Origin of the sequence: Pseudomonas marvdashtae (assembly GCF_014268655.2) — a bacterium.
In the GTDB taxonomy this organism is placed as follows: Bacteria; Pseudomonadota; Gammaproteobacteria; order Pseudomonadales; family Pseudomonadaceae; genus Aquipseudomonas; species Aquipseudomonas marvdashtae.
Genome location: NZ_JABWQX020000001.1, coordinates 3,949,310 through 3,962,410, shown reverse-complemented (window position 1 = coordinate 3,962,410; position 13,101 = coordinate 3,949,310). Strand labels below are relative to the sequence as shown.

Below are 13,101 nucleotides of genomic sequence, written 5' to 3'. Positions count from 1 at the left end.
TTTGGGCGGTCGTAATGGGAGGAATCAGGTCGTATTGGAGATATTTCATCTTTGGTGGAGGGCGCGCGTGCCCCAGTTCAGCGCTTTAGCTCATTGCATGCAGTTTTCTTGCGCACCCGTATAAGGCTGCTGGCAGCAACAAAGAGTATGGCCTGAAAAGGAATAGCTAACTTTGCAGCCCGCCGTTATACGCGTGGGGAAAAAGGGGCAACAGACGATAACGTTGCCCTATAGCTCGCAGATAACCTAGCGAAGCCAAGCCAGGATACCCAGCCTTGGACCGCAAAATAATAAAAGGTCTCGTGGCTTAAGGGATGCTCTTGGCTGATCAGAGTTTCATCATTCTTTTCCCGCAACCTTGGCTAGGTATTGTCCGTATCCAATCTTGCCAAAAAAGTGTGCGCGCTCAAGCAATTTTTCTCGGCTAATCCAGCCTTGATCATAGCCAATTTCCTCCAGACAGGCGAGTTTAAGACCTTGACGATGCTCAATGGTCTGTACGTATTGCGAGGCCTCAACCAAGCTGTCATGGGTGCCAGTGTCTAGCCAGGCAAAGCCCCGACCCAAGCGTTCTACCTGTAAATCGCCACGCTGAAGATAGGCATTGTTAACGTCAGTGATTTCCAGCTCGCCACGTGCTGAGGGCTTGACTGCCTTGGCAATTTCAATCACGTCGTTATCGTAAAAATACAAGCCGGTAACCGCGTAGTTGGATTTTGGCTTTTGAGGTTTTTCTTCGATCGATAAGGCGCAACCATTGCTATCAAAATCGACCACTCCGAAGCGCTCGGGATCCTTTACCCAATACCCAAACACAGTCGCCCCCGAAGGGCGTTCGGCTGCTCGTTGCAGCAGCGCACCGAAACACGCCCCATGGAAAATATTGTCTCCAAGAATCAGACACACTGGCTCAGTGCCGATAAACTCTTCGCCAATTAGAAAGGCCTGGGCCAAGCCATCTGGTGATGGTTGGATCGCATAACTTAACTTAACCCCGAACTGGCTACCGTCGTGCAATAAGTTCTGGTATTGCGGCAAATCATGCGGAGTGGAAATGATCAATATTTCCTTGATGCCAGCCAGCATTAATACCGATATTGGATAGTAGATCATTGGTTTGTCATAAACTGGCAACAGCTGTTTTGACACACCTAGAGTGATGGGATGCAGGCGCGTGCCAGAGCCGCCCGCCAATACGATACCTTTCATTATGCGAGTAGCTCCTTTCTATTTAAGAAACCAAGGCGTTCGCCTTGATAACTGCCGTCCTGAACGCGACGGCACCATTCTAGATTGTCCAGGTACCATTTGACTGTTTTACGAAGCCCGGACTCGAACGTTTCTTGCGGTACCCAGCCCAGTTCACGCTCGATTTTCCCCGCATCGATAGCGTATCGCAAATCGTGGCCAGGACGGTCCTGCACGTAGGTTATCAGGTCGGCATACTTGGCGCTGCCTGCAGGCTTTTGCGGTGCGAGTTCTTCCAACAATTGGCAGATTCCCCGGACCACATCGATGTTCTTTTGCTCGTTATGCCCACCGATATTGTAGGTCTCTCCGATTTTGCCCTGAGTAACTACCTTGATCAGCGCTCGGGCATGATCTTCAACGAACAGCCAGTCACGAACCTGCATGCCGTTCCCATACACCGGTAATGGCTTGCCAGCCAAAGCATTTAGAATGACAAGCGGAATGAGCTTCTCGGGGAAGTGGAACGGCCCATAATTATTTGAACAGTTGGTTAGCAGGACGGGCAGGCCGTATGTGCGATGCCACGCGCGAACCAGATGATCGGAAGCGGCTTTACTGGCCGAGTATGGCGAGCTGGGCGCATAGGAGGTTGTTTCCGTGAACAAATCATTAGCGCCGTGCAGGTCGCCATACACCTCATCAGTAGAAATGTGATGAAAACGAAACGCTGTTTTCTCCGGCTCAGGGAGGGATTGCCAATAAGCGCGGGTTGCTTCCAGCAAGCTGTACGTGCCGACGATGTTCGTTTGGATGAAGTCTGATGGCCCGTCAATCGAACGATCAACATGGGATTCTGCAGCGAGATGCATGACCGCTTCCGGTCGGAAACTGTCCAGCACCGCGCTGATGGTTGCCTGATCGACAATATCGGCTTGAACGAATTCATAGCGAGCGTCGCAGGCAACGCTGACGAGCGATTCGAGATTGCCTGCGTAGGTCAGCTTGTCAAGGTTGAGGACCGAATGCTCAGAATGCTCGATCAGCTCGCGAATCAGGGCAGAGCCTATGAAACCGGCCCCGCCGGTGATGAGGATACGCATATGACCCCAGCCCTCTTCAATAAAATGGATGTTGCATTTGCTATAGCTTGTCGGCATGAGCCGGGTAGCGCAATAGACGTGTCGATCCATCTCGGGAACTGTAAAGCCAAGCGCGTGGGAATATAACTGGCGCTGTTGGAGTTCTAGCGAGCCCCACGTGATCAACCATCATTCTTTACGCATTCTTTATCCCCCAACCCCTTCCTCGATCTCGTCCCTTTACACCCTTCCTGCCGACAATCACCACACGCGGCAAGACGCCGTACCACGGAGAAATCCCATGAGTGTTCTGGACGGGGTGTCGCTGCTGCTGGCAGTGGCGCTGTTCATTTATCTACTGGTTGCGCTGTTGCGCGCGGACCGGAGTTAGGAGCGGCTATGCACGGTTATGACTTCGGCCTGATCCTTGGCTTTTTCGCGCTGGTGCTGATTCCGGCACCGTTCCTGGGGCGCTTTTATTATCGCGTGATGGAGGGCCAGCGCACGTGGCTTTCACCGATCCTCGGCCCGCTGGAGCGCGGTTGTTATCGCGTGTCGGGCGTCGATGCCAGCGCAGAGCAGAGTTGGCAGAAATACACCTTGGCCTTGCTCGCCTTCAACTTGGCGGGGTTCGTGTTGTTGTTCGCGATCCTGTTGCTGCAGGGACATTTGCCCTTTAATACCGAACAGTTGCCCGGCATGGAGTGGACCCAGGCCTTCAACACCGCCGTCAGTTTCATGACCAACACCAATTGGCAGTCCTACAGCGGCGAAGCGTCGCTCAGTTACTTGAGCCAGATGGTCGGCCTGACGGTGCAGAATTTTGTCAGCGCCGCCACCGGCCTGGCCGTGCTGGTGGCGCTGTGTCGCGGAATCGGGCGCAAGTCCGCCGCGACCCTCGGCAACTTCTGGGTCGACATGACCCGCGCCACGCTCTACGGATTGCTGCCGCTGTGTCTGTTGCTGGCGCTGTTCTTGGTCTGGCAGGGCGTGCCGCAAACCCTCGCGCATTACGTGCACGGGGTGACGATGCAGGGCGTGGACCAGGTGATTCCCCTCGGCCCGGCGGCCAGTCAGATCGCGATCAAGCAACTGGGCACCAATGGCGGCGGTTTCTTCGGCGTCAACTCGGCGCACCCGTTCGAGAACCCGACGGCCTGGAGCAATCTGTTCGAAGTGGCTTCGATCATCCTGATCCCGGCAGCGCTGGTGTTCACCTTCGGGCATTACGTCAAGGACCTGCGCCAGAGCCGGGCGATCATCGCCTGCATGCTCGCGCTGTTCCTCATCGGCGGTGCGACTTCGCTATGGGCCGAGTTGCAGCCTAATCCGACCCTCGACATCGCGGCCGTTGAACAAGCCGCACCGCTGGAAGGAAAGGAAGCGCGTTTCGGCACCACCGCCACGGTGCTCTGGTCGGTGACCACCACGGCGGCGTCCAATGGCTCGGTCAACGCCATGCACGACAGCCTCAACCCGTTGAGCGGCATGGTGGCGTTGATGAACATGATGGTCGGCGAAGTGATCTTCGGCGGCGTCGGCGCCGGGCTCTACGGGATGCTGCTGAACGTGCTGATCGCGGTGTTCCTCGCTGGGTTGATGATCGGTCGCACACCGGAATACCTGGGCAAGAAGCTCGGTGCCCGGGAAGTGCAGTTGCTGGTGGTGACGCTGCTGGTGATGCCGGTGAGCGTGCTGGTGTTGGGCGCCATCGCTGCCAGCCTGCCGGGGCCGGCTGCCGCGGTGAGCAATCCCAGTGCCCACGGTTTCAGCCAGTTGCTCTACGCCTACACCTCGGCGGGGGCGAACAACGGTTCGGCATTCGCCGGTTTCGGCGCCAACACGCCGTTTCATAACTTGATGCTGGGCCTGGGCATGTTGATCGGCCGGTTCGGCTACATCCTGCCGGTGCTGGCGTTGGCCGGCAGCCTGGCGATGAAGAAAGCCGCACCCATCGGCCAGAACAGCTTTCCCACCCACGGCCCGCTGTTCGTGACCCTGCTGACCGTGACCATCCTGTTGGTGGGCGGCCTGACCTTCCTGCCGACCCTGGCACTGGGCCCGATTGCCGAACACCTGAGCCTGGGTTTCTGAGGAATTGATGATGAACATGCCGATGAGCAAGACCGTCGTCGCCAAGACGCCGGAGCAACCAAAAACCAATATGTCGGCGCTATGGCGTCCGGCGTTGGTGCAAGCCTTCGTCAAGCTCGACCCGCGCCAATTGCACCGCGCGCCGGTGATGCTGGTGGTGGAACTGACCGCGATCCTCACCACGGTGCTCTGCTTTATTCCCGACAACGCCGTGCCGACCTTCGTCGCCGCGCAAATCGCGCTGTGGCTGTGGTTCACCGTGCTGTTTGCCAACTTCGCCGAAGCCTTGGCCGAAGGGCGCGGCAAGGCCCGTGCCGACAGCCTCAAGGCCGGCAGCGAAGGCTTGAGCGCTCGCCGTCAGGTTGCGCAGGGTTTCGAAGTGATACCCGCCACCCGCCTGCGCAAAGGTGATGTGGTGCGCGTCGCGGCGGGGGAGATGATTCCCGGCGACGGTGAAGTGATCGAAGGCATCGCGGCGGTCAATGAGGCAGCGATTACCGGGGAGTCGGCGCCGGTCATCCGCGAATCCGGCGGTGATCGCTCGGCCGTCACCGGCAATACGCGGCTGGTGTCGGACTGGCTCCTGGTGCGCATCACCAGTAACCCCGGCGAGTCCACCCTGGATCGCATGATCGCCCTGGTCGAAGGCGCCAAGCGTCAGAAGACACCCAACGAAGTGGCGCTGGATATCCTGCTGATCGGCTTGACGCTGATCTTCCTGCTGGTGGTGGTGACGCTGCAACCGTTCGCGCATTTCGCCAACGGCAGCTTGCCGTTGGTGTTTCTCGTGGCGCTGTTGGTGACGTTGATTCCGACCACCATAGGCGGCCTGCTCTCGGCCATCGGCATCGCCGGGATGGATCGGCTGGTGCGCCTGAACGTCATCGCCAAGTCCGGCCGCGCGGTCGAGGCGGCGGGGGATGTGCACGTGCTGATGCTGGACAAGACCGGCACCATTACGTTTGGCAACCGTCGGTGCTCGGCGGTTTATGCAGCGCCAGGGGTGAGCGCGAAGGAGTTGGCCGAAGGCGCGCTATTCGCCTCGTTGGCCGATGACACGGCGGAGGGCAAATCCATCGTCGAGTTCTTGCGCGGCTTGCATTCGCAGCCCGAGCCAGCGGCGCAGTTGCTCACTGCCGTGCCGTTCAGCGCCGAGACTCGGTTGTCCGGTGTCGATTACCAGGGCCGTGTCTATCGCAAGGGTGCGGTGGATTCACTGTTGAGTTTCATCGGTCTGCCTCGCGCTGAATTGCCGGCGGCTCTGGCGCGGGAAATCGACAAGATCGCCCAGAGCGGCGGGACTCCCTTGCTGGTTTGCGTGGACGGCAAACTGCTCGGTGCCATCCATCTCAAGGACGTGGTCAAGCCCGGCATCCGCGAACGCTTTGCCGAGCTGCGCAAGTTGGGGATCCGCACCGTCATGGTCACCGGCGACAACCCGCTGACCGCCGCCGCCATCGCGGCCGAGGCGGGTGTCGACGACGTGCTGGCCGAGGCCACGCCGGAGAAAAAACTGGCGCGCATTCGCCTTGAGCAGAACGATGGCCGGCTGGTCGCCATGTGCGGCGACGGCGCCAACGACGCCCCGGCCCTGGCCCAGGCCGATGTCGGCATGGCAATGAACGACGGCACCCAGGCGGCGCGCGAAGCGGCCAACATGGTCGACCTCGACAGCGATCCGACCAAGCTGCTGGACGTGGTGCAGATCGGCAAGGAGTTGCTGGTGACGCGTGGGGCGCTGACGACGTTTTCCATTGCCAACGACATCGCCAAGTATTTCGCGATCCTGCCGGCGCTGTTCGCCTCGATTTATCCACAGCTCGGCGTGCTCAACGTCATGCACCTGGCCAGCCCGCAGAGCGCAATCCTCTCGGCCATCGTTTTCAACGCCTTGATCATCGTCGTGCTGATTCCCCTGGCCCTGCGCGGCGTGCGCGTGCAAGCGGCGAGCGCGGCGGCGTTGCTGCGACGCAATCTGTTGATCTATGGCCTGGGCGGAATCGCCGTGCCGTTCGTGGGGATCAAGGCAATTGACCTGCTGCTGACGGGATTGGGGTTGGTTTGAGCGAAGAAACGCTGGCCCTTGTGGCGAGGGGATTTATCCCCGCTGGTCTGCGCAGCAGACCCAAGATTGTTACTGCGGTAATCAGACACGACGATGAAGGATGTTTTGGGCTGCTCCGCAACCCAGCGGGGATAAATCCCCTCGCCACAGATGTGTCCACTCACAGATGTGTTTTCAATTGAGGAGTTCTAGATGTTTACTCTGATCCGCCCGGCCCTGAGCCTGTTACTACTGATGACCCTTATCACCGGCGTCGCCTACCCCTTGCTGGTCACCGGCGTGGCGCAACTCGCCTTCCCGGACCAGGCCAACGGCAGCCTGGTCCATGACGCCGACGGCAAGGTTCGCGGCTCTCGGTTGATCGCCCAGGATTTTGTCGGCGATGGCTGGTTTCATCCGCGTCCCTCGGCGGGCGCCTTCGCCACGGTGGCCAGCGGCGCGAGCAACTTTTCGCCGAGCAATCCGGCATTGGCCGCGCGGGTGAGCGCTGATGCCCAAGCGCTGCAAGTGCCCGGCCAGGGACCGGTGCCGCTGGCGCTGCTCACCACCTCCGGCAGCGGGCTGGATCCGCACTTGCCTCCGGCCGCGATTGCCTATCAACTGGCGCGTGTCGCGGCGGCCAGGAACCTGCCGGTCTCGACGTTGCAGCAGTTGCTCGATAGCCACATCGAGCGGCCCCTGGTCGGGCCGCCCGTGGTGAATGTGCTGGCGCTGAACCTGGCGCTGGAAAAACTCTGACCCGATGGCAGGGTGTTTTGATCAAACCTGGAAGAGACCCGCAGCATGAGCGACTCCGGCCGTGCCGATGCACTGTTAGCCAACCTGCCGCGCCACGACCGTGGTCGCCTCAAGGTTTTCCTCGGCGCCGCCCCGGGCGTCGGCAAGACCTACGCCATGCTGCAAGCGGCCCACGCCCGGTTGCGTCAGGGCACGGAGGTTGTTGCCGGTGTCGTCGAGACCCACGGGCGTGCCGAGACTGAAGCCCTGTTGAACGGCCTGGCGCAGCAGCCGCTGGTGCGTTCGGAATATCGCGGGGTGATGCTTGAGGAAATGGACCTCGACGGCCTGCTCGCGGCCCACCCGAGCCTGGTCCTGGTGGATGAACTGGCCCACAGCAACGCACCGGGCAGTCGCCATGCCAAGCGTTGGCAGGACATCCAGGAGTTGCTCGCCGCCGGCATCGATGTCTACACCACCGTCAACGTCCAGCACTTGGAAAGCCTCAACGATCAGGTGCGCGGCATCACCGGCGTGCAGGTGCGTGAAACGCTGCCGGACTGGGTCTTGCAGGAGGCCGATGAGTTGTTGCTGATCGACCTGCCGCCGCGCGAGCTGCTCGAGCGTCTGCGCGAGGGCAAGGTCTACGTGCCGGAGCAGGCCCGCGCCGCGATCGATGCGTTTTTCACCCAGACCAACCTCACTGCGTTGCGCGAACTGGCCATGCAGACCGCCGCCGCGCAAGTGGACAACGACTTGGCCCAGGGCTATCGGCAATTGGGCCAGTCGGCTCCGGCGGTGCGGGGCCGATTGTTGGTGGGCGTGGACGGCGACCTTCAGGCCGAACGGCTGGTGCGCCACGCCAGCCGCGTCGCCCAGCGTCGGCATTTGCCCTGGAGCGTGGTGCATGTGGACAACGGCGACGCCCAAGACGAGTCATCCCGCCAGCGTCTGCAAAGCGCGCAGCAACTGGCCGAACGCCTCGGCGGCGAGGTGGTGTCGCTGCGCGCCGGGGAGGTCGCCAAGACCTTGATCCAACACGCTGCACAACGTCGTGCGACGTTGGTGTTGGTCGGCCAGTCCCGGCGGCGTTTGCGCAGGCGACTGTTTGGCGGCGGCCTGGCCTCGCGATTGTTGCGCGATGCCCGTGGCTTGGAAATCAACGTGCTGGACAGCGACGAAACGCCTGCGCCCGCTCGCCTGCGCCCGAGCACCGCCCAGAGTGGATTCGACTACGCGCTGGCGCTGGTGGCAACGGCGACTGCCAGCGCGCTGGCCTGGGGAGTCTCCGGGTGGCTGGCGCTGCCCAACATCTCTTTGGTGTTTCTGATGGCGGTGCTGCTGGTGGCGGTACGCAGCAGCCTCGGCCCGGCGTTGGCCTGTGCGGCGCTGTCGTTCCTGGCCTATGACTTCCTGTTCATCCCGCCGAATTTCTCCCTGACGATCCAACGCGAAGAAGACGTGCTGACGCTGGTGTTCTTCCTCCTGATGGCCGCCCTGACCGGTAACCTCGCGGCTCGTCAGCGTCGTCAATTGCAGGCCCTGCGCGACACCCAGCAGGAAACTGGCGAGTTGCTCGACCTGTCGCGCAAACTGACCGCCGCGACCGATCGCCAAGCCGTGATCAGCGCCGCCGTGCTGCACCTCAACAGCGAGGACGATCTGCAACTGTGCCTGCTCAACCGCGACGGCCAGCACGGATGGAACGTCGAGACCGCCGAACCGTTGACGTTCACCGAGGCCGAGCGCGCCGCCGCCGACTGGTCCTGGCAACACGATCAACCGGCCGGCGCCGGCACCGCCACGTTGCCGTCCGGGCGTTGGTGGTGGTGGCCGTTGTCGACGGAAGGCGGCCCGCTGGGCCTGTTGGGCATTTGCCCCAAGGACGGCAAGCCGTTGAGTGGTCAACGCCGACGTTTGCTGGCGGCCCTCAGCCAGCCGCTCGCCCAGGCCCTGGCGCGGGCGCAATTGGCGCAAGACCTGGAAGCGGCGCGCCTGCATGGCGAAACCGAACAGCTGCGCAGCGCCTTGCTGGCCTCCGTCTCCCATGACCTGCGCACACCGCTGACGTCCATGCGCGGCAGCATCGACAGCCTGTTGGCGCTGGGCGAAGCGATTCCGCTGGAGGATCGCCGCGAGCTGCTCGAAGGCACCCGCGACGAGGCCGAGCGCCTGGATCGTTATATCCAGAACCTGCTCGACATGACCCGCCTCGGCCATGGCGCACTGAAACTTGCCCGCGATTGGGTTTCACCGGCCGATATCGTCGCCAGTGCCTTGCACCGGCTTCGGGCGGTGCTGGCGCCGCTGGCGGTCGGCATCGAAGTGCCCGCCGACTTGCCGTTGCTGCATGTCCACGCGGCGCTGATCGAACAGGCCCTGGTCAATGTGCTGGAAAATGCCGCGCGGTTTTCCCCCGCTCACGGACGGCTGCTGCTCACCGCTGGGGCGAAGGAGGACGAAGTTTTTTTTGCCGTGGCCGACGAAGGTCCAGGCATTCCGGAGCCAGAGCGCGAGAAAATCTTCGACATGTTCTACACCGCTGCGCGCGGTGATCGAGGCGGGCAGGGCACCGGGCTGGGCTTGGCGATTTGCCAGGGCATGGTCGGTGCCCATGGCGGGCGGATCAGCGTGGCTGACGGCCTCGACGGTCGCGGCACTTGCATCACCTTGCACTTGCCTTTGCAGGCACAACCGGGCATGGACGATGAAGCCTGAACGGCGCTGCGTTATGCTCTCGCCACTTGACTGTGATGAACGGACCCCATGAGCCAGAGCGCGACCCTTTTGGTCATCGATGACGAACCGCAGATCCGCAAATTCCTGCGCATCAGCCTGGCCTCACAAGGCTATAAGGTGCTCGAAGCCGACACCGGCGCCGCGGGCCTGGCCCAGGCGGCGCTGAACAAGCCCGACCTGTTGGTACTCGACCTGGGCCTGCCGGACATGGACGGCCAGCAAGTGCTGCGCGAGTTTCGTCAATGGTCGACGGCGCCCGTCCTGGTGCTCTCGGTGCGCGCCAGCGAGGCGCAGAAAGTCGAGGCGCTGGACAACGGCGCGAATGACTACGTGACCAAGCCGTTTGGCATCCAGGAGTTCCTGGCCCGCGTGCGCGCGCTGTTGCGCCAGGCACCGGCAGGCGAGGCCCAGGAAGCGGCGCTGACGTTCGGCGCGCTGACCGTGGACCTGGCCTATCGCCGGGTGTTGCTGGACGGCACCGAAGTGGCCCTGACCCGCAAGGAATACGCGGTGTTGGCGCAACTGGCCCGGCATCCGGGACGGGTCATCACCCAGCAGCAACTGCTCAAGGACATCTGGGGACCGACCCACGTCGAAGACAGCCATTACCTGCGCATCGTTGTCGGCCACCTGCGCCAGAAACTGGCCGACGATCCGACTCGGCCACGCTTCATCGTGACAGAGCCGGGGGTGGGGTATCGGTTGTTGGAAGAGGCGGGTGCTTAGTCCAAGCGCTTGAGTCAGTCACAGGAAGCCTGCTCAATTCTAGTTCTGCTCACGCTCATACCGATCCAAGGTATCGCTGGCAATCTCCCGCCCCAACGCGATCAGCTCCGGCGCCTTGTAGAACTCGAAGAACCGACACACCCGTTTTGGCACGTTGATCAGCACATCCGGCGGATAACCGGCAATCTTGTATTGCGCCAGCGAAGTCTGCATCACCTCGAAGCTCTGGTTGATCAAGTCCAGCAACGAGGCCGGCCCGACGTTATCGATGATGAACGAGCCGGTGGCGGATCTTGGCGCACCTTCGGTTTGCGGCGCGGCGGCCGGTTGCTGGCCCTCGGGCTCGGCGGATTCGATCCACGGGTTGATGTCGGCGGCCTCGGCCTTGAGGGCTTCCTGCTCCAACAGCAACAATTGCTCGGCTTGTTTGCGGCGAAACGGCAGCCGTGAACCCAGGGAGCTGACAAGGGTGTCGAAGCGCCGCCGGAACGCGGCGGGGCGCTGGATCACCGGCAGCTTGTATTGTTTCTGGTTGGTGGCATTGAGGTTGACCGCAATGATCAGGTCGCAATGGCTCGACACCACCGGCACGATCGGCAGCGGATTGAGCAGGCCGCCATCCACCAGCATGCGATTGCCTTGCATGACGGGGGTGAACAGGCTGGGAATCGCCGCCGAGGCCCGCATCGCCTGGTGCAGGCAGCCTTCCTGGAACCAGATTTCCTGCTGGTTGGTGAGGTCGGTGGCGACCGCCGTGTAGGGAATGCGCAGGTCTTCGATGTTGAGTTCGCCGACAATCTTGCGGATTTGCCCGAAGACTTTTTCACCGCGAATTGCCCCGAGGCGGAAACTGACGTCCACCAACCGGAGCACGTCCAGGTAATCAAGGCTCTCGATCCAGTCGCGATAATCCTTGAGCTTGCCGGCGGCGTAGATCCCGCCCACGACGGCACCCATGGAGCAACCGGCGATGCAGGCAATATCGTAGCCGCGTCGCTCGATTTCCTCGATCACTCCGATATGGGCATAGCCCCGGGCGCCGCCCGAGCCCAATACCAATGCGACACGTTTTGTCATGAGCTGGCCTCTTGTCGAACAGACACCAACAATGCACGCATCGAGGGCCAGGCTCAATCGTTGTGGCGCGGACGTCGTTTTTTGACACGCCGCGACGGCATATGCGTATGCTCCGTCCACACTTGAATATAGCGGTCGAGCCGAGGCACTTTTTGCCGGCGAAACCGTCTTACCAGCACGACTGTTTGACCTGACTTGAGGTGTTATCGATGAAAGCCCGGATCTGCCTGCCCTTGGTGGCATCCCTGATGGTTCTGGCCTTGGCCGGTTGTGCCGGCAAGACCGCTTACCGCGACAGTTGCGGCAGCCAGCTCGACAGCGCCTGGCGGGAACTGGACCTGGCCAAGGCCGAAGGTTTTGCCGGTACCGTCAGCTATTCCAAGGCCCTGTCGTTGCTGACCGGCGCCAAGACCCAGCAGCAATTCGAAGCGTTCGAAGGCTGCGCCAATAAAGCCGAGAAGGCGCGCTTCTACATCCGCGAGTCCCGCGCGGGACGGTAAAGACATCTTGCAACGCGAAGCTGCGCACGGAGCAGGCCCATGATTGATCGGCTGGTGGCCCGGATAGTGGGCCTGGAAGTTCGCTTGTTGGCCTGTCAGGCCCGCTTGAATGCCCAAACCGACAGCGAAGCATTGCACGACCTGCGGACCACGGTCCGGCGTTTGCGCAGCCTGCTTCGCCCGTTGCGCGGTTTGCCCGGTGTTGAACAGCTGGAAACAGCCGCGTCGGCGGTCGGCACCTTGACCACGCCGTTGCGCGATCGCGAAGTACTGGCGGCCTACCTTGAGCAGCACGGCAAGGTCGAGGCCGCGCAGCGGCGCCAGGTGCAAATGGCCGAAGCCTATCCCGCCGTAGCCAGCAGCCAGGAATTGGCGCATTTGTTGATGATCCTCGACGCGTTCCCGCGCTTCATCCGCGCCGCCCAGCGCCAGGGCTTGCTCGCGGGCTTGCGCAAACGCATCGAAAAACGCCTCGACAAGCAATGGAAGAAACTCGGCGAGGCCTTGCGCGATCCGGCCCATGACCGCCACCGACTGCGCCTGCTGATCAAGCGCGTGCGCTACGCCATCGAAGCCTATCCCGAACTCGATCGTTTGCCGAAAGCGGCCATGCCCCGACTCAAGTCCGCCCAAGGTGCGCTGGGCGACTGGCACGATTGCTGGCAATGGCTGGCGCGGGCCGAGCAGGAACACGACCTGCAATCCTGCGTACCCGTCTGGCGGATCACCATGGAGAAGGCCGAGGCCAAGTCCGATCGGGTGCTCGATAAACTCATCGCCAGTTGCTTCGATAAATCCTGAATCGAAAAAAACAGCCCTGCGCGAGCTCGCTCGCGCAAGGACTGATGGTGGGATTCGAGGTTTACGGCTTTTCTGTCAGTCTCTTTGGCCGGAATGAGCGCTGTACTGCCCG

11 protein-coding genes are annotated in these 13,101 nt (G+C 61.7%); 8 read left to right on the top strand and 3 right to left on the bottom strand.

The window, feature by feature from the left end; all coding sequences use genetic code 11:
* Positions 1-339 precede the first annotated feature (339 nt).
* Positions 340-1,212, bottom strand: coding sequence for a glucose-1-phosphate thymidylyltransferase RfbA (gene rfbA, locus HU742_RS17795; protein ID WP_186643328.1), 873 nt, complete (start codon positions 1,210-1,212; stop codon positions 340-342).
* Positions 1,209-2,291 (bottom strand): dTDP-glucose 4,6-dehydratase, encoded by a 1,083-nt coding sequence (gene rfbB, locus HU742_RS17790; RefSeq protein WP_186643101.1) that lies wholly within the window; start codon positions 2,289-2,291, stop codon positions 1,209-1,211. The genes rfbA and rfbB overlap by 4 nt, the downstream gene beginning before the upstream one ends.
* 280 nt (positions 2,292-2,571) lie before the next feature.
* Here rfbB and kdpF point away from each other — a divergent pair, with 280 nt between their 5' ends.
* The 6 genes from kdpF (at position 2,572) to HU742_RS17760 (ending at position 10,611) form a co-directional block, all read left to right on the top strand.
* Positions 2,572-2,661 carry a K(+)-transporting ATPase subunit F gene (kdpF, locus tag HU742_RS17785; RefSeq protein ID WP_053155116.1) on the top strand — a complete coding sequence of 30 codons (90 nt, stop codon included), beginning with the start codon at positions 2,572-2,574 and terminating at the stop codon, positions 2,659-2,661.
* Between the two features lie 8 nt (positions 2,662-2,669).
* A complete protein-coding gene (gene kdpA / locus HU742_RS17780; protein ID WP_186643102.1) occupies positions 2,670-4,364 on the top strand; it encodes a potassium-transporting ATPase subunit KdpA in 1,695 nt (564 codons plus the stop codon).
* 10 nt (positions 4,365-4,374) lie between these two features.
* Positions 4,375-6,429 carry a potassium-transporting ATPase subunit KdpB gene (gene kdpB, locus HU742_RS17775; protein WP_186643103.1) on the top strand — a complete coding sequence of 685 codons (2,055 nt, stop codon included), beginning with the start codon at positions 4,375-4,377 and terminating at the stop codon, positions 6,427-6,429.
* Positions 6,430-6,621: 192 nt separating this feature from the next.
* A complete protein-coding gene (kdpC, locus tag HU742_RS17770) occupies positions 6,622-7,167 on the top strand; it encodes a potassium-transporting ATPase subunit KdpC (protein ID WP_186636949.1) in 546 nt (181 codons plus the stop codon).
* A gap of 45 nt (positions 7,168-7,212) precedes the next feature.
* The gene (locus tag HU742_RS17765) at positions 7,213-9,864 is read left to right on the top strand and encodes a DUF4118 domain-containing protein (protein ID WP_186636946.1); all 2,652 of its coding nucleotides are present in this window, start codon (positions 7,213-7,215) and stop codon (positions 9,862-9,864) included.
* Positions 9,865-9,912: 48 nt separating this feature from the next.
* Positions 9,913-10,611 carry a response regulator gene (locus tag HU742_RS17760; protein WP_186636943.1) on the top strand — a complete coding sequence of 233 codons (699 nt, stop codon included), beginning with the start codon at positions 9,913-9,915 and terminating at the stop codon, positions 10,609-10,611.
* A 39-nt stretch (positions 10,612-10,650) separates the two neighbouring features.
* On the opposite strand, the gene HU742_RS17755 is transcribed toward HU742_RS17760, so the two are convergent.
* The gene (locus HU742_RS17755; protein ID WP_186636938.1) at positions 10,651-11,688 is read right to left on the bottom strand and encodes a patatin-like phospholipase family protein; all 1,038 of its coding nucleotides are present in this window, start codon (positions 11,686-11,688) and stop codon (positions 10,651-10,653) included.
* A gap of 209 nt (positions 11,689-11,897) precedes the next feature.
* On the opposite strand from HU742_RS17755, the gene HU742_RS17750 reads away from it, so the two are divergent.
* Both HU742_RS17750 and HU742_RS17745 read left to right on the top strand, forming a co-directional pair.
* Positions 11,898-12,188 (top strand): hypothetical protein, encoded by a 291-nt coding sequence (locus HU742_RS17750; protein WP_186636932.1) that lies wholly within the window; start codon positions 11,898-11,900, stop codon positions 12,186-12,188.
* Positions 12,189-12,227: 39 nt separating this feature from the next.
* A complete protein-coding gene (locus tag HU742_RS17745) occupies positions 12,228-12,989 on the top strand; it encodes a CHAD domain-containing protein (RefSeq protein WP_186636931.1) in 762 nt (253 codons plus the stop codon).
* The last annotated feature ends 112 nt before the right edge of the window (positions 12,990-13,101 follow it).